The 22,362-nt window shown below is 67.4% G+C and carries 19 protein-coding genes and 1 tRNA gene; 8 read left to right on the top strand and 12 right to left on the bottom strand.

Going from position 1 to position 22,362, the window contains the following annotated elements:
* The first annotated feature begins 52 nt into the window (after window positions 1-52).
* Window positions 53-655 (top strand): TetR/AcrR family transcriptional regulator, encoded by a 603-nt coding sequence (locus ACH34W_RS50335; protein WP_395968400.1) that lies wholly within the window; start codon window positions 53-55, stop codon window positions 653-655.
* A gap of 136 nt (window positions 656-791) precedes the next feature.
* Here the strand turns inward: ACH34W_RS50335 and ACH34W_RS50330 are convergent, their stop codons facing one another.
* The 10 genes from ACH34W_RS50330 to ACH34W_RS50285 form a co-directional block, all read right to left on the bottom strand.
* Complete coding sequence (locus tag ACH34W_RS50330) at window positions 792-1,541, bottom strand: SDR family NAD(P)-dependent oxidoreductase (RefSeq protein WP_395968399.1); 750 nt, start codon at window positions 1,539-1,541, stop codon at window positions 792-794.
* 1 nt (window position 1,542) lies between these two features.
* On the bottom strand, window positions 1,543-3,348 hold the full coding sequence (locus ACH34W_RS50325; RefSeq protein ID WP_395968398.1) for an alpha/beta hydrolase family esterase: 1,806 nt from the start codon (window positions 3,346-3,348) through the stop codon (window positions 1,543-1,545).
* Between the two features lie 64 nt (window positions 3,349-3,412).
* Window positions 3,413-4,663 carry an exo-alpha-sialidase gene (locus tag ACH34W_RS50320; protein ID WP_395968397.1) on the bottom strand — a complete coding sequence of 417 codons (1,251 nt, stop codon included), beginning with the start codon at window positions 4,661-4,663 and terminating at the stop codon, window positions 3,413-3,415.
* A gap of 23 nt (window positions 4,664-4,686) precedes the next feature.
* Window positions 4,687-5,403, bottom strand: a complete 717-nt coding sequence (locus tag ACH34W_RS50315) for an HpcH/HpaI aldolase/citrate lyase family protein (RefSeq protein ID WP_395968396.1) — start codon at window positions 5,401-5,403, stop codon at window positions 4,687-4,689.
* Window positions 5,404-5,477: 74 nt separating this feature from the next.
* Entirely contained in the window at window positions 5,478-6,458 is a 981-nt protein-coding gene (locus tag ACH34W_RS50310) for an aldo/keto reductase (RefSeq protein ID WP_395968395.1), read from the bottom strand.
* Complete coding sequence (locus tag ACH34W_RS50305; RefSeq protein ID WP_395968394.1) at window positions 6,455-7,366, bottom strand: ATP-binding cassette domain-containing protein; 912 nt, start codon at window positions 7,364-7,366, stop codon at window positions 6,455-6,457. Before ACH34W_RS50305 ends, ACH34W_RS50310 begins: the two co-directional genes overlap by 4 nt.
* Window positions 7,363-8,256, bottom strand: coding sequence for an ABC transporter ATP-binding protein (locus ACH34W_RS50300; RefSeq protein WP_395968393.1), 894 nt, complete (start codon window positions 8,254-8,256; stop codon window positions 7,363-7,365). Before ACH34W_RS50300 ends, ACH34W_RS50305 begins: the two co-directional genes overlap by 4 nt.
* A gap of 3 nt (window positions 8,257-8,259) precedes the next feature.
* Window positions 8,260-9,183, bottom strand: coding sequence for an ABC transporter permease (locus ACH34W_RS50295; RefSeq protein WP_395968392.1), 924 nt, complete (start codon window positions 9,181-9,183; stop codon window positions 8,260-8,262).
* The gene (locus ACH34W_RS50290) at window positions 9,180-10,115 is read right to left on the bottom strand and encodes an ABC transporter permease (protein WP_395968391.1); all 936 of its coding nucleotides are present in this window, start codon (window positions 10,113-10,115) and stop codon (window positions 9,180-9,182) included. Before ACH34W_RS50290 ends, ACH34W_RS50295 begins: the two co-directional genes overlap by 4 nt.
* Before the next feature lie 3 nt (window positions 10,116-10,118).
* Window positions 10,119-11,885: an ABC transporter substrate-binding protein gene (locus ACH34W_RS50285; protein WP_395968390.1), complete on the bottom strand. Its 1,767-nt coding sequence runs from the start codon at window positions 11,883-11,885 to the stop codon at window positions 10,119-10,121.
* Window positions 11,886-11,956: 71 nt separating this feature from the next.
* Between ACH34W_RS50285 and pdxA the strand changes: the two genes are divergently transcribed.
* Entirely contained in the window at window positions 11,957-14,320 is a 2,364-nt protein-coding gene (gene pdxA, locus ACH34W_RS50280; RefSeq protein ID WP_395968389.1) for a 4-hydroxythreonine-4-phosphate dehydrogenase PdxA, read from the top strand.
* Between the two features lie 36 nt (window positions 14,321-14,356).
* A complete protein-coding gene (locus ACH34W_RS50275; protein ID WP_395968388.1) occupies window positions 14,357-15,148 on the top strand; it encodes a DeoR/GlpR family DNA-binding transcription regulator in 792 nt (263 codons plus the stop codon).
* A 139-nt stretch (window positions 15,149-15,287) separates the two neighbouring features.
* Here ACH34W_RS50275 and ACH34W_RS50270 read toward each other — a convergent pair.
* Window positions 15,288-15,360: transfer RNA gene (locus tag ACH34W_RS50270), tRNA-Lys, on the bottom strand.
* Between the two features lie 291 nt (window positions 15,361-15,651).
* Between ACH34W_RS50270 and ACH34W_RS50265 the strand changes: the two genes are divergently transcribed.
* The 4 genes from ACH34W_RS50265 to sigK all read left to right on the top strand — a co-directional run bounded on the left by ACH34W_RS50265 (window position 15,652) and on the right by sigK (window position 21,088).
* The gene (locus tag ACH34W_RS50265) at window positions 15,652-17,166 is read left to right on the top strand and encodes a DUF4331 domain-containing protein (protein ID WP_395968387.1); all 1,515 of its coding nucleotides are present in this window, start codon (window positions 15,652-15,654) and stop codon (window positions 17,164-17,166) included.
* A 246-nt stretch (window positions 17,167-17,412) separates the two neighbouring features.
* The gene (locus tag ACH34W_RS50260; protein ID WP_395968386.1) at window positions 17,413-18,687 is read left to right on the top strand and encodes a tetratricopeptide repeat protein; all 1,275 of its coding nucleotides are present in this window, start codon (window positions 17,413-17,415) and stop codon (window positions 18,685-18,687) included.
* A gap of 212 nt (window positions 18,688-18,899) precedes the next feature.
* A complete protein-coding gene (locus ACH34W_RS50255) occupies window positions 18,900-20,450 on the top strand; it encodes a hypothetical protein (RefSeq protein ID WP_395968385.1) in 1,551 nt (516 codons plus the stop codon).
* 35 nt (window positions 20,451-20,485) lie between these two features.
* Complete coding sequence (sigK, locus tag ACH34W_RS50250) at window positions 20,486-21,088, top strand: ECF RNA polymerase sigma factor SigK (RefSeq protein WP_395968384.1); 603 nt, start codon at window positions 20,486-20,488, stop codon at window positions 21,086-21,088.
* 82 nt (window positions 21,089-21,170) lie between these two features.
* Here the strand turns inward: sigK and ACH34W_RS50245 are convergent, their stop codons facing one another.
* A complete protein-coding gene (locus ACH34W_RS50245; protein ID WP_395968383.1) occupies window positions 21,171-21,749 on the bottom strand; it encodes a response regulator transcription factor in 579 nt (192 codons plus the stop codon).
* A 215-nt stretch (window positions 21,750-21,964) separates the two neighbouring features.
* On the opposite strand from ACH34W_RS50245, the gene ACH34W_RS50240 reads away from it, so the two are divergent.
* Window positions 21,965-22,351, top strand: coding sequence for an ester cyclase (locus ACH34W_RS50240; RefSeq protein WP_395968382.1), 387 nt, complete (start codon window positions 21,965-21,967; stop codon window positions 22,349-22,351).
* Window positions 22,352-22,362: the final 11 nt, after the last annotated feature.

The following is a 22,362-nucleotide window of genomic DNA, read 5'->3' as shown; positions in this document are numbered from 1 at the left end:
CTGGCCAGGGCGGTAGCCCGGGGCGCAACCCCCCGGGCTACCGCCGGCTGCGATGGAGGAACGCATGGTGCGGTACGGGAAAGAACACAAGCAGGAGACGAGGCAGCGGATCATCGACAAGGCCGGCCGTCGATTCAAGCGCGACGGCCTGGACGGCTCGGGAGTTGCGACGCTGATGAAGGACGCGGGGCTGACCGGCGGCACCTTTTACGCCTACTTCGCGTCCAAGGACGAACTCGTCGCCACTGCGGTCGCCGACCAGATGCGCGCACAGCACGCCAACATCGTCGCGCAGGCGGCGCCCGGCCGTGCCGGACTTGAGCAGATCGTGCGCTGGTACTTCTCCCCCCAGCAGCGCGACAACATCGAGGACGGCTGCCCCAACGCCGCCCTGCTCGAGGAGATCGCACGTTCCACAGACACCACCAGGCAGGCCTACACCGACGGCGCGCTGACCCTCATCGACGACTTCGCCGCCCGCCTGGCACCCCACGACCCACCCTCAGCACGCCTGACAGCACTCAGCCTCCTCGGCATGCTGGCCGGGACCCTGCAACTCTCCCGCGCCCTGACCGACCGACACCTCGCCGACCAACTCCTCGAACAGGGCATCCACAACGCCCTGGCACTGCTGAATACCGAACAGCACGACTGAAACCCCATGGCCGACGACCCCACCCGTTCGGCTTGCGCCAGTCTTCACCAGCCGATCGAGACGCAGTTCGCGCAGTTCCGGCCCCTGCGGGGCTGGGTAGCCGGATCAAGCGTGGGAACCGCTCGGACACGGTCACCTATGGCAGGGCCAGCGAGGCCCCGCCACACATCATGAGGTGCTGGCCTGTGATCGCGCCGGCGTCGGGGCCGAGGAGGAACGAGACCAGGCCAGCTACCTCGTCCGGGCGGATGAGCCGGCCCAGTGGAGGCGTCTTGGGCGGTATATCGGACCGGGCCGGGTCTTTCAGCATGGGGGTATCGGTCGGGCCTGGCGCGACGACGTTCACGGTGACCGCGCGGGGTAGCAATTCGATGGCCCACGACCGGCATAGCCCAAGCAGTGCGGCCTTTGTGGCGGCGTAGTGGCTCTTGCCAGCGGCTCCCTGCATCGTCCGGCTGCCGAGCAGAACGATTCGGCCGCCATCCACGAGTTGTCCGCTTAACGCGTTGACGACGTAGCTAGCCGCGGCGACGTTCACCTGCCACATCGCTTCGCCGTCTGCCATGTTCAGCGCACCAAGCTTTGCGGTGCGCTGAAGTCCTGCGGAGTGGATGATGGCGTCGATGTCGCCGGTCACCGTCGCGAGGGCCTGACCGACGGCTTCCACGTCGCTGAGGTCTACGCACAGCCAGGACAGTCTGGAGCTGGCGGATCCGCCGGTTTGGGCGGGCGGGTGGATGGTGCTCGGTGGCTGGCCTCGAGTTGTTCCCGTGACATGCCAGCCCTCGTTGAGCAACCGATGTGCCACCGCGAGGCCAATACCTGAACTCGCTCCGGTTACGACGGCGTGTTTGGCGGCGACGGTCGTCGATTTGGCTTTCGGCATCCTACCGCCCTACGTAGGTGTTACTCCCGTCAGGAGCCTTCTTCCAAAGCTCGTACCAGTTCCAGAGCAGTCTCATCTCCTCTGGGATGATGCTGTGGCCACGACCCTTCGTGACGCCGTAGCGCGCCACGTTCACGCCATCGGCGTTGTTCCACTTGTAGATGAGGTAGCGGCCGTTCGTCTCTTCCGACGCGGGGGTCGTCGCCGTCCCGAGTGCATCGTTCCGGTTGATCCAGTAGGTCATGCTGTTGCCGACCGTCGGGGTGGAGAGCTGGTAGGGCCAGAAGTCGAACTCGCCGAACAGGAGGAAGAACGGAAGTACCTCTCCTGAGTAGTCGGTCGAGGTGCCGCCGCCAGATGTGGAGCCGAGAGCGGCGAAGTTCTTGGACAGCGCGAGGTTCCTGCCGATCGCCTGGGTCATCATGCTGCCGTTGGACTGCCCGCCGAGGTAGATCCGGCTCGCGTCGACGTTGTACTCCGCTTTCACCTCGTCCAGCAGCAGAGGGATATAGCTCATGTCGGTGCTGGTTGCGCTGGTGTTCCATCCGGTCCGGTTTGTCGTGTTGAGTCCGGTGGGGACCACGAGGATGAAGCCTTCCTCGTCCGCCACCTCCCACCAGCGCGAGTAGTCGAACATCGCGTACATCGTCATACCGGAACCGTGGAGCGAGAACACGACCGGGACGTCCTTACCCCGCTTTGCGGCCTCCTTTGCCTTCCGCGGCACGTAGACCATGTATTCACGCAGGCGGCCGTCAAGCACCAGCGTCTTGAATTGGACGCCGAGCTTCTTGTAGTCCGGGCGGCTGCCGACGGTGTTGCCGCCGACATTGCCGCCGTAGCGGGTGTAGAGCGAGAGGAAGTCTTCGTAGATTTTCTCACTCGAGACGGTGTCATTACGGAGGTTCTTCTTCTCGCGGACCGCCACTGCGGTGCGTGAACTGTCCGCGACGTAGCCGTTCAGGGTGCCATGCTTCTGGTAGTAGATCTTTCCACCCTGGAACCCGCTAGATCGGCTGCCGGTCTGATTGGCCTCCTTCCAATAGTCGATGACGCGGGCTGTGTTGCGCGACGCATCCTTGGAGATGATCCACACGGGAAGGGGGACGCTGCTGCTCGCGACGAGCTTGCCGTTCCAGTCGGGGGTGGGGTGGTAGCTGCTGTCCATTCTGGTGAGAAAGTCGCCGTCGATGTCGCTGGCGTTGACGAAAGTCGCCGCGGCGACCAGCGTGGGGTCTTTCATGACCACCTTTTGCAGCACCGACCCGGCGGTGTCGTAGCCGACCACGTAGTAGCTTTCCGGTGGCAGGTACCACGTACCCCGGCCTTCGGGGCTGTTGACGCTGATGTTGCCGTACGCGGTTTCGATGTATGCCTGCTCCTGGGCGGCGGTACCCCACGAACCGGACGGCCCCGGTTCGAATACGTACAACAGGAACTTCTCCCTGTCGGCGAGCTTGATCCAGCCGCTGTCGACGAGCCACCTGACGGTCTCTTCGCCGTCCGGCACGTTCGTCACGACCATGTATGCGCCCAGGTGCGCGCCTTTGGGGACATACATCTTGGCGGTGCGGTCCGTTCCGGCGATGGTCCGCTCGAACAGCCCGTTGATTCCCATGCCGATTCCCGCCATGGGGTCGTAGACCGGAACGGTCGTGCTGAGCTGCTGGACCGCAGGCAGCTTGGACGGCATGGTGAATCCCGCGGTGGACATCACCAGTACGGTGGCCAACAGCAGAGACCCGATTCTCGTTTTCACTTTCTTCCTCCGGTGCTGATTCGTTGGAGTGAAGCGAAAGACGGCCACGCCGACCCCGATAGTTGGCGTCGTTGGCGTCGTTGGTGTTGGCCGCAGAGGCAGGTTGGTCAAACTACGCGGGCCGGAGCCGGATGTACTTGATGGCTTGCCGGAAATAGGTGAAAGCGATGTGCAGTGTGCCATCCGCGGTCTGGATGATGGCCGGGTAGGAAAGTTCGCGGTTAAGGCCGTCGCGGGAATTGTTCGTCAAGCAATAGCCGTCGCCGATTTCCAGGTCACGGCGAACCGGCCAGGTGGTCCCGCCGTCGCTGGACAGCGCGAGGGACAACGGCGCACGGGGGGCTCCCCAAAAGGCACTGCGGCCCTCCTGCGCCGGTTGCGGATCCGTGGCAGGAGGATCCCCGGCCTGGTGGACGAGGCCGTCGTCCTGGACGAGGCCGTCGTCCTGGACGAGGCCGTCGTCGTCGATCTCGTCGTAGAGGGAGATTCGTCGGTCGGTGGCATTGGAGGCGCTGCTGTGGTTGTAGACCAGAGCCAGCCGGCCATCGACGGTGGGGGTGTACTGGATCGATGAGTTGTTGTTCGGCAGCTCTGTGGGAACTGGTTTGGTCCAGGTGTCACCGTCGTCATAGGACCGGCTCTGGTACACGAAGTCCGCCCAACGGCTGCGAAACAAGGCCAGCAGGGAACCGTCGCCCACCAGATGGATGTTCATGTGGACGCATCCGGTGCTGTCGGGTACTGGGACTTCCCGCCAGGTGCGTCCCTGGTCGTCGGAGACCATCACCGCGCTGGTGTCATGGTCACCGACCCACCTGCGCCCGGGGGTACGGACGCAGTGGAACACCGGCAGCAGCCATCGTCCGGAGTCCAGAATCTCGACCGGTTGGCGAACGAAGACGCCCCCTGCGGCGGTGACCGGGAGCAGTGTTCGGGTTGGTGACCACGTCTCGCCGTCGTCAATGGAGACTCGGTAGCGGACCTCGGAGGTGTCTTGATTGCCCGCGTGCTGTGCGGTGTGCAGCAGCCAGAGCTCACCGGTCGGTGTGGGGAACAGGACGGGGTTTTGCTCGGAGCGGGTCGGGTCTTCAGAGAGGCGGACCGGCGTAGACCAGGTGTCGGAGCCGGCTCGCAGCCGGGACATCCAGATCGAGATGTCGGCCACGCCTTCCTGGGTGCCGCCGAACCAGACGCAACCGATGTCCCCGTCGGCCAGCTGCATGAGGTTGGCTGAGTGGTTTTGCGCGGCTGGGGCGGGCAGGTAGGCGTCCGCCCGGCCGGCATGGCCGGTCAGGCCTCGGATCACACCATCGGTGGGTAGGCGCCCGTTGGTGGCGGCAACCGGTACGTTCACGGCGTTCACGACCTCCTCCTGAGCTGGCGTGGTCACTGTTGCTGTCCGCGGGAGCGGACAGCGCCGAGATGGCCGCGCGCGACCTGTTCCAGGTGGACCAGATCGGAGGCGATGCTGACGAAGGCGTACCCTTCGGCGAGCCGCTTGGCAGCGCTCTCCCCGTCCGGGACGTGGATGCCGGCAGCGACACCCGCTGCCGCAGCTGCCTGCTGGATCCGCCGCAGTGCGTCCTCGAACACGTCGGCCACGGCGGGATCGTTGGGGTAGGCGCCCCCTACCGCGAGGCAGAGGTCGGACGGGCCGACGTAGATGCCGTCCAGGCCAGGGGTACGGCAGATCCTCTCGACGTTCTCCAGGCCGTCAATGGTTTCGATCATTGCGAAGACGAGGGTGGTGGCGTCGGCATCGGCCGGCTTCGGTCCGATCCTCAGGCTCGAGCGCATCGGGCCGTAGGATCGCCGTCCGGCGGGTGGATAGCGCGTGGCGGCAACCGCTTCAGCCGCCTGTGCGGCGTTATCGATGAGTGGAACGATCACCCCGGTGGCGCCGGCGTCGAGCGCCCGGCCGATCTGGGCCGGGTCGTTTGCCTGGACCCTGACCAAGCCGACGGAGACGCCGCCGGCGTCGATCGCGGTCAGTCCGGCGAGCAGTCCGGCGTAGTCGAGGAGTCCGTGCTGGCCATCCAGACACACGTAGTCGTAGCCGAGGCGGGCGAGCCGCTCGGTGGCGGCAGGGGAGTCGAGGGTCACCCAGTAGCCGACGGTCTTTTCCCGTGCCCTGATACGGGCGGCGAATTCGTGAGGGGTCACTAGAGGCTCCGCGTTCACCGGTTGTAGGGGGGCATCGGGCCGCGCAAGCGCGCACCGACGGCGTCGCAGGCGTCGAGCACGTCGCGGGGGAGCGAGCCTGCCTGGGCGGCTGCGAGGTTGGCGCGTAGGTGCTCATCTCGGGAGGCGCCGAGTAGCAGCGCGTCCACTTCTTCGCGTCCGAGCAGCCAGCGCAGGGACAGTTGCACCAGGTCGATGCCGGATGCGTCGGCGATCCGGGCGAGTTCGGTGGTCGCCTCGAAGAGCTCGGGGGCCCAGTACCGCTGCCGGTACATGCCGGCGAGCATGGAGTCGCCGAACCGCCCGGTGCTCGGGGTTTCGCTGAGCTGATGCCGGCCGGTGAGCAGGCCACCGGCGAGCGGGTTGTAAACCATCGTTACCAGCCCGCTGGTACGGGCGAACTCCCGGTACTCCTCTTCCAGCCTGCGGGCGAGGAGGTTGTACAGCTGTTGGGCGATGACGGGTCGAGGCGCCCCTACCTCCTCAGCGACGTGGTTGACCTCCACGATCTGCCAGGCGGCGAAGTTGGACACGCCCAAGGCCCGGATCTTTCCCTCGGTGGCCAGGTCCGCCACGGTGGCCAGGGTTTCGCGTAGCGGTGTGCGCCGGTCCGGCTGGTGCAGGTAGAACAGGTCGACATGCTCCACCTTCAGCCGCCTGAGGCTGCCTTCGAGGCCGGCCCGCAGACCCGCCGCCGAAAGCGGGGCGTGGTCCCCATGGTCGGGGTGTGGCATGCCCGCCTTCGTCGCCAGAACGATCCGGTCGCGCCGGCCGGCGAGCAGGCCACCGACGATCTCCTCAGTGACGCCATTGGCGTACACGTTCGCGGTGTCCACGCCGGTCACCCCGGCCTCCAGGGCCAGATCGAGCAGGTGGGCCGCGCCCGATGCGTCCACGGTGTCGCCGAAGGTCATCGTGCCCAGTACGAGCCGGGACAACGGAACATCGATGCCCGCCAGGGAGAGAGGATTCATCATGTCGCTCCCGTGACGGTCTGCGGATCGACACCGCCGGCGGCGATCGCCGACGATGGGCTGGTGGCGGTCTGATCCGCGGTCTGATCCGCGGTCTCGTCCGCGGTCTGATCCATGGTGCGGGGTTTCCGGCCGCGCATCCTCGTCGGATCGAGCGCGGCCCGCCGCAACGCGCGGGTGACCGATGTACGGGGCGAGGCAAGGACGTCGCTGGTCGGACCGCTCTCGACGATCTTTCCTTCGCTCATCACCACTATGGTCCGGCTGAGCTGCCGGACCACTCCGAGGTTGTGCGAGATGATCAGGTAGGTCAGTCGCGTCTCGGCCTGGATCTGGCGGAGCAGCTCCAGCACCTGCGCCTGGACCGAGACGTCCAGGGCGCTGGTCGCCTCGTCGCACACCAGTACTTCAGGCCGGCTGGCAAGGGCACGGGCGATGCAAATCCGCTGCCGCTGCCCGCCGGAGAATTCGGCCGGTCGGCGGTGCAGGGCGCTTCGCGGCAGGCCGACCATATCGATCAGCCGGGCGGCCTCCGCCTCCCGTTCCTTCCGTGAGCTCACGCCGCGCAGCCGAAGCGGCTCGGCGACGATGTCCTGTGCGGACAGGTGCGGGTCAAGCGATCCGTACGGATCCTGGAAAACCATCTGGATCTTCGAGCGAAGCGGCCGCAGCCGCCGCTCCTTCAGCCGTGCGATGTCCGTACCGTCGAGCAGGATCCGCCCGGCGGTGGGTGTGAGCAGCCGCACGATGGAGCGGGCGACAGTGGACTTGCCGCAACCGGACTCACCGACGATTCCGAGCGTTTCCCCGCGTTCGACGGCGAAGCTGACGTTGTCGACGGCGCGGAACGTGCCATGAGGGACGGGATAGTCGACCGTGAGTCCGTCGACCTCGAGGAAGGGAGGGTTCATCGAGGTTCTCCCGTCTGCATCGCTGTCGGGGTCGAATGGGGATCCGGCGGCGGCGGGTCGGGCGCGGTGCCCGGATCTTCGTCCCAAGCCCCCAGAATGGGCACCGCTGCCAGCAGGGCACTCGTGTAGTCGTCGCGGGGATGCTCGACGACCTGCTCAACCTCGCCCGACTCGACGAACCGGCCGTCCCGCATGACGTACACCCGATCAGAGACGAGCCGGGCCACCCCGAGGTCGTGGGTGATCATGAGGATGCCCACGCCGGTGGTCTGCTGCAGATCAAGCAGCAGGTCCAGGATTCCGGCCTGGACGGTGACGTCCAGGGCGGAGGTGGGTTCGTCCGCCACCAGGAGTACGGGCTCGCCGGCGAGCGCCATTGCGATGATCACCCGTTGCAGCATGCCGCCGGACAATTGGTGCGGGTAACGAGACAGCTGCCGCGCAGGGTCGGGTATCCGGACCTGTTCCAGCAGATGGACGGCACGGTCCGCCGCCGCGGCCCGGGACAGCTCGGGACGCCGGAGCCGGACCGCCTCCACGAGCTGGCGGCCGATCTTGTGCACGGGGCTGAGCGCGGTCATCGGGTCCTGCGGAATGAGCGAGACGCGACGGCCGCGGATCTTCTCGATGGCCTGGGGCTGGGCGACCACGTCAACGCCCTCGAACTGGACGCTGCCCGAGAGTACGGCGAGGCCGGCCGGGAGCAGCCGCAGGATGCCCATCGCCGTGGTCGACTTACCCGAGCCGGACTCGCCGATGATCGTCACCGTCTCGCCCTGGTGGATGGCGAAGCTGATGCCGTCGACGGTGCGGATCACACCCGCCTCGGTGATGAGTTCGATCTGCAGGTCCTCGACCAACAGCAATGGCGCACCGGTCGTGGCCACCATGCCTCACGCCCCCTTCCGGCGACGTACCCGGTCCCGAAGCCCGTCGCCGAAGAGGTTCACTCCGACGACGAGCAACGCGATCACCAGGCCTGGCATGGTCACCAGCCACCAGGCGGTCGTGATGTAGTCCTGGCCGTCGGCGATGATTCGGCCCCAGGTCGCGAACGGCCGCTGGGGACCGGCTCCCAGATAGCTCAGCGCGCTCTCCAGCAGCACGGCCTGGGCCAGCAGGAGCAGGACGACCACCGTCGCCTGCTTGATGATGTTCGGCATGATGTGCCGGACGAGAATGCCGACCCGGTGAAGCCCGAGTACCCGCGCCGCGGCGATGTAGGGCTTCTCCCGCTCGACCAGCACCAGCGATCGGGTCACCCGGGCCACCTCGGGCCACTGGGCGATCGCGATGACGAAGGTGGTCACCGGAACCGACGAGCCGAACAGGGCGACCACGAGCAGCAGCATCATCAGCAGCGGGAGCGAAAGCTGGGCCTCGAGCACGCGGGAGACGGCCGAGTCGACCCAGCCGCCGAAATAGCCGGCTGCCGATCCGGCGATGATCCCGATGATCCCCGAGACGACGACGGCGAGCACGCCGACCGTCAGGGAGACCTGGCCGCCGTGCAGGATCCGGGAGAGCAGGTCCCGGCCGACTTGGTCGGTGCCGAGCAGATGCCCATCGGTGAACGGCGGCAGCAGCCGCGCGGTGAGCTGCTGGTCGTCCGGTCCGGGAAGCGGCAGGACGTTGGCCAGCGCCACCGGCAGGATGACCAGCAGAGCGCAGGTGGCACCGATCCACATCTTGGCGTGCGCGCTGCGGCGTTGGCGGGTCGCGGTCGCCCTTTTGAGCTGCTTCGCGGTCACCATGCTCGGCCGCTCGGTGGCGGGGCGTGGTTCGGGCTCCGCAGTGAAGCTGACGGAGGTGCTCACGACGTGGCTCCCTTCCCCAGGCGGACCCGCGGATCGAGCAAGGGGTAGGTCAGGTCGACGAGAAGCTGGACGAGGATGGCCAGGGCGGCGGTGACCATGACAGTCGCGGTGATCAGCGGATAGTCACGGGTCTCCAACGCCCGTACCACGAGTGAGCCGACCCCGGGCCAGGCGAAGACGACCTCCACGACCACGACCCCGTTGAGCATGGCTGCGAACCGGGTGCCCAACGCGGTCAAAACCGGGATGGCTGAGTTGCGCATCGCGTACCGCCAGGTGAGTGCGGGGGTGGACAGCCCGCGTGCCCGTGCGACGACCAGATACGGAGCGTTCAGGTTCGCCACCATCTCGCGGCGCACCATGCGAGAGATGAGCGCGATCTGCAGAGTCGCCACCGTGATCGTGGGCAGGACCATGCCATCCCAGCCGGCGAAACCGGCGGCCGGCAGCACGGGTATCAGGACGGCGAAGACCGTCAGAAGCATGATGCCGGTCCAGAAGTCCGGCATGGATTGCGCGGTGATGGTGGCGACGTTGGCGCCGAACTCGCGGGCGGTGCCCGCGTGGCGCGCCATCCAGGCGCCGAGTGGAACGGCGATGACCGTGGTGAGCAGGATCGCCGCGACCGCCAGGGTGATCGTGTACGGCAGGCGGCTCAGGACGACGTCCAGCGCCGGGCTTTGGAACGAGTACGAGGTTCCCAGGTCCCCGCCGGCCAGCCCCTTGACGAAGATCCAGTACTGGGCGGGCAGCGACTGGTCCAAGCCGAAATGGGCGCGGACCTCGGCCAGTTCCGCCGACGTGGCCATCGGGCTGGACAGCGCGGCGGCCGGGTCGCCGGGCGCCAGGCGGATCAGGAAGAAGACCCCGGAGACCGTCACGAACACGGTCAGGGCGCTCTGCACGACCCGCCTGGCGAGGTAGCCGAGCACGGCTCAGGCCCCCAACCGCACGTTCGAGATGTCGTAGTTGTTGGCCGGGGTCAGGGTGATCCCCTCGACCCGCGTGCGGCGGGCGATGACAGCCTTCGGAACGAACGCCCACAGGCAGGGCCAGGTATCCCAGATGGCCTTCTGCGTGTCGGCCAGCAGCTTCTCCCGGGCGGTCTTGTCGACCTCTGCCTGCGCCTTCACCAAACCATCGGTGATCTCCGGGATGACATAGCCGTGGTAGCTGTCCCGGGTGGCCTCCTTCGCGGCGGTGCCCGCGTACATGCCCTGCAGCATGGTGGACGCCAGGCCCGTCGTCCCGGGGTAGCCGTTGCCCAGGATGTCCCAGTCGCCGGCCCGCCCCTGCCGCCACTTCAGGATGTCGCCGCCGGGTTCGAACTGCTGAAGGGTCGCCTTGACGCCGACGTCACCGAGCATCTGAGCGACCGCTTCCATGACCGAGGCGTCGTTCGCGAACTCACCGTTCTCCCAGATGATCTTCACGGCGAGGTTTCTCACCCCGAGGCTGTCGAGCATCTGCCTGGCCTTGGCCGGGTCGTGCACGTACGCGCCGGTCTTCACGGCACCCGCCAGGGTCAGCGGGACCGGGCCTTCTGCGGCCGTGACCACCCCACCCAGGATGTTGTTGATCAGCGCTTGGCCATTGATGGCATAGGACAAGGCCTGTCGCACCTGCGGATTGGCAAGAGGGTGGGACTTCGGCTTGCGGAAGTTGTAGAAAAGCTGGCTGATCCGGGTGCCGTCGACGGTCTCCACCTTGATGTCGGACCGGCCGCTGAGCTGCTTCACCGCGTCCGGGGAGATCGAGTCGATGACGTCGACCTGACCGCTGCGCAGCGCGGTGACCCGGCTGGCTTCCTCCGGCATGAACTTGACCTTGATGGTGTCCACGTGCCCGGCGGTACCCCAGTACTTCGGGTTCTTCTTCAGTGTGTACTCGCCGGTCCCCCGATTCGCGGCGGTGACGACGTAGGGGCCGGTGCCGACCCCGCCCTGCAACTCCTCGGCCTTGTTCGCGGCGGACGGCGTGATGAGGATGTTCGCCATCAGATAGTCCAGCGCGACGATCGGTCGCGTTGTCTGCAAGGTGAAGGTGGCCTCGTCGACCGGCACCACCTTCGGCCACTCGGGGAAGAACGTGGCCAGGAACGAGCCATTGACCTTCTGGTACATCTGCAGCGCGGTGGTCACGTCTTCGATCTTCACAGGCGTGCCGTCGGAGTAGGTGACTCCCGCGCGTAGCTTGACGGTCCACGTGGTGGGCGCCGTCATCTCGAACTTCTCAGCCAGCACCAGCTGCGGGGTGAGGTTCTCGTCGATGCGGGTCAGGGCCTGCCGCACAGCCCGCTGCACGGTCACGGCGGCATCGAACTGGTTCAGTTTGTTGTCGAGGCTCACCAACGAGCGGTTCAGGGTCAAGGTGAGGGTTTTGCCGCCGGCGGCGCCGGTACCACCGGCACCGGTCGGACTCGAGCAGGCCGCCAGCGTGCCGCCGAAGGCGGCCAGGCCGCCCGCCAAGCCGAACCCGCGAAGCAGGGTACGACGCGACAGCTCAGGCGAGGATGGTTGATCGTTCATCGTAAGCCCTCGATTTCTTTGCGTGTCCGCATCGCGGGGGGAGGGGGGATGGCTCAGATGTGTCGGTCTCATTAACTGGCTGTTAGACACGTCACTCTGGCATGCCTGCGCACTACGCGCAATAGCTCTAGCGCAGGTCGCGCAGGTGTGCGATCCTATGGCGGCAGCAACCACACCCGGCGGCCTTCTCTACGCCCGCCACCTGAGGCCGGGTTCTTGGCTCTGACGTCGAATATGGAGGTGTCATGGAGGGGCCGGACAGCGATGGGCTGTTGGCTCTTGCAGATGATCTGACGGGCGCGGGTGAGGTGGCCGCCGCCCTCATGTTGCTCGAAACGCGCATCATCCTGCGCCTGATGCCAAGCGCCGCGACGGTTACACCGCCATTGCTGATCGATGACGGCCGCGACTCGTCGCCCGGAGCCTTGGTGGTCGACCTGGACTGCCGGCACCGAGCCGCCGAACAGGTGGCCGACCGCGTTCGCTCGGCGGTCGTCCGGCACCGTCCCTCCCGCGTGCTGGCGAAGATCGACTCACTGCTTCGCGGCAGTCCACAAGCGATCGTCCACGCGCTGCGCGCGGACCGCGCTCCCGTCGTTGTCGCCGCCGCGCTCCCGGGCGCCGCTCGTGTCGTCGTCGACGGTGTCGTTCGGCTGGCCGGAGTACCGCTGAGCCACACCGACGCCTGGCGGATGGAACCCGGCGATCCGCCGGAGTCATTGACCGCGGCCCTGGCCCCGACGCCGACCCGGCTGGTCAGCCTCGACACTGTCCGGGCGCCCGGGCTCCCGGCGGTACTGCAGTCGATCGTCGCCGCGAACGCGGTGGCCGTCTGCGATGCCGAGACCGACAGTGACCTCGACCTCGTCGCCGCAGCGGCCCTGACCCTTCCGTCAGTTCGCGTCGTCGGCTCGGGTGGACTCGCCGCCGCGGTGGCCCGCTCACTCGCCCCGGTCGCCCGCACCGGCCCACCCGCCAGAGAGGCTCCTCCGCACGGGCCGCGCCCAGTCCTGGTCGTCGTCGGAACGGCCGAGCCCGTGGCCGTCGAGCAATCACGCCGGCTGGTCGCCGCTGGACTACATCAGGTAGGACTCGTCGCCGAGGCCCTCCAGCACAGGGGCCACCGGTCAGCCGCCGCGGACCGGATCCGCACCGCGATCGGCAACGGGCCTTGCGTGGTCACGCTCGACCCGCCCGGCGACCGCCGCACCGCACGCGACCGCCGCACCGCACCCGATGCCGTCGCACGACACCTCGCGGACGTCGTCGCCGAAGCGCTCCGCGTCAGCCCGCAGACCGGCCCGCCGGTGGCACTCGTACTGACCGGCGGCGAGACCGCTCGCCGGGTCCTCGACGCGATCGGCGTCGACACGCTGACCCCGATCGGGCAAATCCACCCGGGCGCCGTCCACAGCGTCACCCCGGACGGCCGCTCCGTCGTCACCAAGGCCGGCAGCTTTGGGAACGCCGACTCCCTGCTCGACATCGTGCACACCCTGAACCGCACCCCCATGTCCCAAACCGGATCTGGTGCCGGCCCAACGAGAGGTTCTGCCATGAGCAGCGTCGCCCCCGCCCCCCAGCGTGCCCTGGCCAACGAGCCGGGTGCGCTGCCGGCACCAGTCATCGCCGTGACCATGGGCGACGGCGCGGGTATCGGCCCCGAAGTGATCGTCGGCGCGCTGGTGTCACCGGAACTGGCCGGCCTGTGCCGTCCCATCGTCGTTGGCGACGCCGCGCGCCTACGGGCGGCCGCTGCGATCCTCGGCATCCACGTGGATGTCGAGCCAGTCGAAACCATCGCTGAGGCGAGGTTCGAGCCTGGGCGTATCAACGTCATCGACCTCGAACTGCTACCGGCCGACCTGCAGTGGGGCCATCTGTCGGCAGTCGCCGGCGAAGCGGCGTACCAGTACGTTCGGGTGGCAAGCGAGCTGGCTAAGAAGGGCGAGGCGCAGGGCATCTGTACGGCCCCCCTGAACAAGGAGGCGCTGCACGCCGCAGGGCACATCTACCCCGGACATACGGAACTCCTGGCACACCTGACCGGCACCGACGAAGTCTCGATGATGCTGGCCACCCCCAAGGTCAGCGTCATCCACGTAACGACTCATATTGGCTTGATCGATGCCGTCAAGATGATCGAGCCCGGTCTGGTGGAACGCACGATCCGCCGCGGACACGAGGCAATGACCCGATCCGGCATTGCCAATCCCCGGATCGGGGTGTGCGGGATCAACCCGCATGCGGGCGAGAACGGGCTGTTCGGATATGGCGAGGAGGAAGAAAAGATCGCCCCGGCGATCGCCCTCCTGCGCGCGGACGGCATCGACGCCCGCGGCCCGATCCCGGCCGACACCGCATTCTTCGTCGCGGGCCGGGGTGACTACGATCTTGTCGTGGCCATGTACCACGACCAGGGACATGGGCCAGTCAAGATTCTGGGTATCGAAACGGGCGTGAACATCACCGTGGGGCTGCCCGTGATCCGGACCTCCGTTGATCACGGCACCGCGTTCGACATCGCCGGTACGGGGGCCGCCGAGGCGGGCAGCATGATCGAGGCCCTCCGGCAGGCAGCCCGGTTGGCGCTGACCCCCACGGCGTGACATGGTCCAGGTGGCATAGAAGGAATCGGGATGGCAATGACATCGTCTAAGTCGCGAGCTCGACGTGAGGAGATCGTCCGGCGGGCCACCACAACAGGGCTGACCACCGTGGAGGAGTTGGCCGAAACGTTCCAGGTGACGGCCTCGACCATCCGTCGTGACCTCGCCATGTTGACGTCCCAAGGCCGACTCACCCGTACATTCGGCGGTGCCATCGCACCCAACGCGCATCCGGAGGCGTCACTGCGTCAACGGATCGGTGAGGCGTTCGAGGCAAAGCGAGGCATTGCCCGTTGGGCCGCATCACAGATCCGCCCCGGCGAAACTGTCTTGCTGGACGCCGGATCAACGATGGGAGCGCTCGCCCACGAACTGCGGTCAGCGAGCGCGCTCACCGTTGCGACCACCGGACTGACCGCCCTCAACGAGCTCGCCGACGTGGACGCTGTGCACGTGGAGTGCCTCGGCGGCACCCTGCGGCACCTCAGCCACGGACTGGTCGGACCACTGGCCGAAGCGGCCCTTGAAAAGCTGACCTTCGACCGCGCCTTCCTCGGCGCCGACGGAGTCTCCCCCGACGGCGGGATCTGTGAGGCAGACCTACAGCAGACCCGCCTCAAAGAACTGATGGCACGTCGCGCCGAACACGTCTACGTTCTGGCGCACGCCGCCAAGCTGATCCGCCAACCTTTCCACGCCTGGGCACGGCTCCCACGCAAATGGACCCTCGTCACCGACCACGAAGCCGACTCCTCCGTCATCGCGGCATTCACTGCCAACGGCATCGAGGTAGTCGCCGTCAACCATGAGGGACAACGCGTCGGCTGAAGCCGCAGCTTGGATGGCGAGCTTGAGCCTCGTGGCCTGCGGCGGTGGCGTTCCATGGCCGATCGTCTTTCCCACACCCGCCCGGACACGACGAAGGGCGTTCTTCAGATGGAAGAACGCCCTGGTCAGGATGCACGGGTGCGCCGTCAGGGACTTGAACCCCGAACCCGCGGATTAAGAGTCCGCTGCTCTGCCAATTGAGCTAACGGCGCCTGTCGATCAAGACCCCGGGCGTGGCCGGAGCTCGTTGCGACAGGAAGAACATTAGCAGGCACTGCGGACACTGCGCGAATCGATTGGCGGCCCTCCTCACCGGGCCTCTGACCTGGGGATTGGGTCGTTCATCGGGGGTGTGAGGGAGGTGCCGGCAGGGGCCTGGGGGAGGGGTCTCGGCCTGGGAATTCGACGTTCGGGAAAAGTCAGGGCAATCCGGGAGAGGGGGAGCGGCGAATAGGAGGCAGGTGCGACGGAGCTCGCGGTCTCGCGGGCAGAAGGGACACACCATGCCGAAACGCCTCTCCAGACGGTCACGGACCGTCGGGGTGCTCGCCACGGGGGCGGCACTGATCGCCGGAGGCTCGGTGAGCCTGGCACCCATACAGGCCACCGCGTCGAGTCACCGAGAGGCTCCCTTGATCTCGGGGCAGCCGGAGTACGACAACACGGACGTGTACGCGTTCGTGAGCCCCGACCAGCCGAACACCACCACGTTGGTGGCGAACTTCTGGCCGTTCGAAGAGCCCGCCGGTGGGCCTAACTTCTACAAGTTCAACCCGGACGGACGGTACGAGATCAACGTCGACAACGACGGCGACTCGCTGCCCGAGTTCACCTACCGATTCACGTTCAAGGAGAGCTACCGCAGCAAGGACACGTTCCTCTACAACACCGGAATCGTCCGCAGCTTCAACGACGCGACGCTCAACTACCGCCAGACCTACGACCTCACCCTCATCCAGCGCAGCGGAGGCACGGTCGTCGGTACGCGGACCCTGGCCACCGACGTGCCGGTGGCGCCGTCGCGCGTCGGAGACGCGTCGATGCCCGACTACCGCACGTTGCGGCAGCAGGCGATCAAGCAGCTGCCGAGCGGCGTCAAGACGTTCGCGGGACAGGCGGACGACCCGTTCTTCCTGGACCTCCGGGTGTTCAACCGCTTCTACGGCGGCAACCTGAAGGAGGTCGGCAACGACACGCTGAAGGGCTACAACGTGCAGTCCGTGGCGCTGCAGGTTCCGACCTCCGCGCTCATCAAGCCCGGCCAGCCGATCATCGGGGTCTACTCCGCGGTCCAGCGCCGGAACGCGGCGGGCGGCTTCACGCAGGTCTCGCGCCTGGGCAACCCGCTCTTCAACGAGGTCATCAACCCGATCAAGGACAAGGACAAGTACAACGCGTCCGTGCCCTGGAACGACGCGCAGTTCAAGCCGAACGTCACCGACCCGGAGCTGCCGCGGCGTCTCAACGAGGTCTACAAGCTGCCCATTCCGACCACGCCGCGCAACGACCTGGTGCAGGTCTTCCTGACGGGGGTGCCCAAGCTCAACCAGCCGCCGAACGTGCGGGAGGCCGAGCTGATGCGCCTCAACACGTCGATCCCGCCGACCGCCAGCCCCAACCCGCTTGGGGTGATCGGCGGTGACACCGCCGGATACCCGAACGGCCGTCGTCTAGCCGACGACACGCTCGACATCTCGTTGCAGGTCGCCGAGGGCGAGCTCATCGGTATGAAGAACGAGCTCGGCGACGCCGTGAACGCCAACGACGTGAAGTTCGAGCCGAACTTCCCGTATGTGGCGCTGCCCACCTCCGGGTCGGCGGTCCGTGGCGGCTCCAGCACCAGCGGCGGCAAGACCGCCAACGGCGCGGCCACCACGTACAACTTCGGCAACCGGTCCGCGAAGACGTCCACTGCGGACGACGGCGGCACCCCCATCCTGCCGATCATCGCCCTGGCAGGCGGAGCCGCCTTCCTGACCGGCGGATTCCTGATGTGGGCCCGTAGGCGGTCCATCTAGATCGTGCGCCGGCCGCCAGGTTCGGGAGCCCCTCGTGGCCGGCGCACCAAGGTCCGCCCCTTCCGGGCTTGAGTGAACGAGGCCGGAAGGGGCGCTCCAACTGTTCCGCACTGTTCCGCGCCGGAGCGACCGCCACGTCGTTCAGGGACCACTCAAGGTCGTTCAGGGACCACTCAAGCTCGCGACCAGGCAGATGGAGTCGGAGAGGCATTCATGCTTTTCGTTCGCAGATTCACCGCGGGGGCGGTGATCGTTGTTCTTGCCGTCGGTCTCACCGTGCTGGCGTCGGTGAGGTTCAGCAGCCAGTTCGAACCGGCCGCTGAGTCGGCGCCGGTTTCCGGCGCGGGCATGGACAGGGTCACCGGTCGCAGCATCGCGCGGCTGCAGGAACACCTGCGTGCCCAGCCCAAGGACGCGGTCGGCTGGGCCGGGTTGGGAATGGCCTACGTGGAGCAGGCGCGGGTGACCGCCGACCCTTCGTACTACCCGAAGGCCAGCGCGGCGTTCGACCGTTCACTGCGCGTCTCACCGAAGGACAACGAGCCGGCGCTGAGCGGACAGGGCGCTCTGGCTGCGGCACGGCATGACTTCACGGCAGCCCTCCGCCTGGCCGACCGGGCACTCAAGATCAATCCGTACGGCACCCGCGCCCATGCCGTACGCGTCGACGCGCTGATCGAGCTCGGGCGGTACGAGGAGGCCGACAAGGCGGTCCGGCACGCCGACAAGATCAAGCCTGCGCTCCCGATCTTCACGCGCTACGCCTACGTCATGGAGCTGCGCGGCCGTCCCGGCGAAGCCCAGCGCGTCCTCCGGCTGGCCGCCACCTCGGCGACCGACCCCGCGGACGTGTCGTACGTCCACACCCAGCTCGGTGAACTGGCCTGGAACCGTGGCGATCTCCCCGCCGCCGACCGCGAATACGCCGCCGCGCTCCGCGCCGACCCCAACTGGCTGCCCGCGATCGATGGCCGCGCCCGTGTGCGCGCTGCCCAAGGAGATGCCGCAGCGGCCATACGCGACCGGCAAGCCCTGGTCGCACGCGCACCCTTGCCGTCATATGTCGTGGCGCTCGGCGAGTTGTACGAGGCGCGAGGCATGCAGGCACAGGCCCGCGAACAGTACGGAGTCGCCGGCGCATGGGCCACCCTCGCCCGATCGAACGGCGTGGCCACCGATTTCGAAGGCGCCATAACGGCCGCCGACCACGGCGACCGCGCCGCCGCGCTCCTTGCCGCCCGTACGGAATGGGGCCGCCGCAAGAGCATTCACGTCGCCGACGCACTCGCATGGGCGCTGCACGTAAACGGGCAAGACAAGGAGGCCCTCGGCTACGCCCGCCAAGCCGCCCGCACCGGCTACCGCAACGCGACGTTCCTCTACCACCTAGGCGTCATCGAGAAATCCCTGGGCCACAAAACAGAAGCGCGACGTGACCTGAAAGCGGCGCTCGCTCTCAACCCACACTTCTCCGACCTGCACGCTCCTCAAGCCCGCAAGGCGCTGAAGGAACTCTCATGAAGCGACTGGGCGCCCTACTGGCACTCCTAGCCGGACTGCTCCTCATTACGCCAGCCCAACCCGCCTTCGCCACAACAGAGGCACCGGCGCCATCCATTGCATCCACATCGCGAGCCGCTCCCGTCACCTTCGCTTTCGCTAACGTGCCGGTTGCGGCAACACTTCCTCGACATCCGCTGGGCAACTTCTCCATCAATCGCTACGACGGATTGGTGGTTGCGCCCGGCGAACTCCGCGTCGACCACGTTCAGGATCTGGCGGAGATTCCCACTGCTCAGGTGGGCCCGCGCCTCAACTCCGATAGGCAAGGCTGGGCTGCCGAACGCTGTGCCGAAGCGGCCCGTTCAATGGCCGGAACCGCAGCTCAGCAGCCGCTGACCTATACGGTGCGTTCCTCCGCTGTACGGATCGTGCCCGGCCAAGCCGGCCTCCCGACGGCACGCGTGGAATGCGCCCTCGTCGCGTCCGCCGCCGAAGGCCCGATCACGTTCCGCGATACGGGCGGTGCGGCCACAGTCGGCTGGCACGAAATCACGGCACGCGGCGACCGGATGACGCTCACGTCCAGCGACGTGCCGGCGACATCCCGCAGCGCGCGTCTGACCTCGTACCCGTCCGACCTCCTATCGAGCCCGCTCTCGCAACGGACCGCCAACCTGCGCGTGCGAGCCGGTGGACCTGCCCTCGGCCCCGCCGAGACCCCGATCACCAAGATTCTGCCGCGAGGTGCTGACAAACCAGCCCGCGCCTTCGCCGACCTGGTCGCCGACAAGCGCCTGACTCTCGGCTTCGCCGTCACCGCCCTGCTGATCGCCATCGCGCTGGGCGCCCTCCACGCGCTCGCGCCAGGGCACGGAAAGACGATCATGGCCGCGTACGCGGTGAGCCAGGGCCGCCGCGCCCGCCGCAACATCCTCACGCTCGGCATCACGGTCACGCTCACCCACACAGCAGGAGTGCTGGCCCTAGGACTGATCGTCCTCTCCGGCACCGTTCTCGCTCCCGGCCTCGTCTTCGGGGGTTTGGGAGCGGCAAGCGGCCTCCTCGTGGCAGTCGCCGGCGCCCTCATGCTCCGCCGCGCCATCCGCACGAGAGGAACCCACACCCACAGCCACGCCTTCGGCCACGGCCACGGCCACGGCCACGGCCACGGCCACGGCCACGGGCACGGGCACGGGCATGAGCACGGCCACGGTCACAAGCCAACGCGACGATCCATGCCTCAGCCCGTTCAGGAGCCGACGCCCACACACCTGTCCCTCACCTCAACTTCCACCCTCATACGACCCGCAGATCTGAACGGTGTGCCGAGCACAGACCTCGACCGTCGGGACCCGGACCCGGACAGGCCGGAGCACACCGACCCAGGCCACCACAGCAGCCAGGCGGAGGAAGCGCACGCCCACACCCACGACGACACGGAACGAAGCCGGGGCGCGGCCTTGATGGGGTTCGCGGGCGGGATGGTGCCGAGCCCGTCAGCGGTGCTCGTTCTGATCGGCGCGGCCGCCATCGGCAGGGCGTGGTTCGGAGTGGTGCTTGTGCTCGCGTACGGCGTGGGTTTGGCCCTGACGCTGATCCTCGTCGGTCTGCTCGTCATGGGCACTGGACGTGCGCTGGCCAGCCGCCTCGCCGACAGTTCGACCCGGCCACGCCTATTGAGGCGTGTGAGCGCACGCGCATTGCCCGTGGCAACGTCGCTTGCGGTCGTCCTTCTCGGCCTCGGCTTGATGCTGCGCAGCCTGCCCACGGCCCTCGGGTGACCGGATCCGGTCACGGCCGTCGGAGAGGATGAACGATGTGGGGACGTAGGCAGCCTGCGACGGTCCCGACGGCTACGGCTCCCCGATCCCCGGTTGATCTGAACGCACTGCTCCTCAGCGTGGCGCGCAACGATGCGGCGGCCTTCGAGGAGCTCTACGACGAGGTGGCCGGCGTCGTCTACGGGCTGATCCGCCGGGTCGTTCGCGATCCGGCGCAGTCAGAGGAGGTGGCCCAGGAAGTCCTGGTGGAGGTGTGGCGTGCGGCGCCGCGGTTCGATCCCGCGCGCGGTGGTGCGATGGCCTGGATCACGACCATCGCGCACCGGCGCGCCGTTGATCGCGTACGGTCCGCGCAGGCGGCGGCTGAACGGGAGGAACGCGCAGCACAAGGCGCGGTCGAGATCCCTCATGACGAGGTAGCCGAACAGGTGGTGGACCGGCTCGAGCGGGAGCGCGTACGCCGCTGTCTGGAGGGGCTCACCGGCATCCAGCGCGAATCGGTGACGCTGGCCTACTACGGCGGCCACACTTACCGCGAGGTCGCCGAACTGCTCAAGATCCCGCTGGGCACGGTCAAGACCCGGATGCGCGACGGCCTCATGCGAATGCGCGACTGCCTTGGCGTACGAGCGACGTAAAGGCTGCACAGCACGTGCGCGGACAGGTGCGGCGGACAGCGGGCCCAGGAAGGTGCGCGTGGAGACGCGTGCGTGGAGGTGGTCAGTCTTTCGCGGGGAGGACGCTCATCATGCCGCGCCAGAGGGCTATGGCGGTGGCTCGGGAGCTGACGCCGAGTTTGGCGTAGATGCGGTTGACGTGGTTCTTGACAGTCTTTTCGCTGAGGAAGAGTTGGCGGGCGATCTCGCCGTTCGAACGGCCGCTGGCGATGAGATCCATGACCTCGGCTTCGCGGGCGGACAGGCCGAGGCTGACGCGGCTCGCGTCGCGGACGCTGCGGATCAGGTCTCGTACGGTGAACGACCCTGGGACCAGGTGGCCGCACGCACCGCCGCGGATCGCGACCTCGACCGTGCCCTGGTCGTCGGCAGAGGCCAGCACGAACACGCGGGCACTGCGGCTGAGGGGAGTGGCGTGGCCGGTACGGGCGGCATCGGCGTCGAGCAGGACGATGTCGGGGCGCAGCCGTTCGGCCAAACCGACCGCGTCGGAGCCGTCACCGGCCTCAGCGATCACTTCCAGTTCTTCGCTGTCGGACAGAAGTGAGACGACATCGGCGCGAGCGTGCGGATTGCCGTCCACCACCATCACGCGCAGGGGGGCCGTTTCGTCGACACTCATCCCGCCTCCGGCGGTTTGACCAGGGGGTGCCATTGCCATGTATAAGGACGGAGCATAACCGGCCGATCATCGGGAGCCAACGAGCCTAGTCGATGGATGGGGCCAGCGGGATAGATGCGTCTGTCGGTCTGGGAGGAACGTTCTATCCGCTGCCGGCATGACTCGTTCGGCCCGTATGGGTCGCTCCGGACGCCCATGGCGGGCAGAGTGGAATCGTGTCTGATCAGAACAAAGCCGCCGCGCTCCTCGCGTTCGAAGTCTGGGGCAGCGGAGAACTCGACCGGCTCGACACCATCGTCGCCCCGGACGTGATCCACCACGATCCGTACGACCCGAACGGCTCTCATGGGCTGGCGGGCATGAAGAAGTCGATCGCCACGAATCGCGCCGCGTACCCCGACCTGCGGATCACCGTCGAGGATCAGATCGCGGAGGCGGACCGGGTGGCCACGCGCTGGACCGCCGCCATGACCCATGACGGGCGGCGGGTCACGCTCAAGGGAATCACCATCGACAGGTTCGAAGGCGGCAAGATCGTCGAGGCTTGGCGCACCATCGACATGCTCAGCTTCCTTCGGCAGGCGAAGGCTCCCGGAGAGTGAAGCGACGGCGA

The sequence above is a fragment of the Actinomadura sp. 6N118 genome, assembly GCF_044326415.1.
Lineage (GTDB): Bacteria > Actinomycetota > Actinomycetes > Streptosporangiales > Streptosporangiaceae > Spirillospora.
This window is presented reverse-complemented; position numbering and strand designations above follow the sequence as displayed.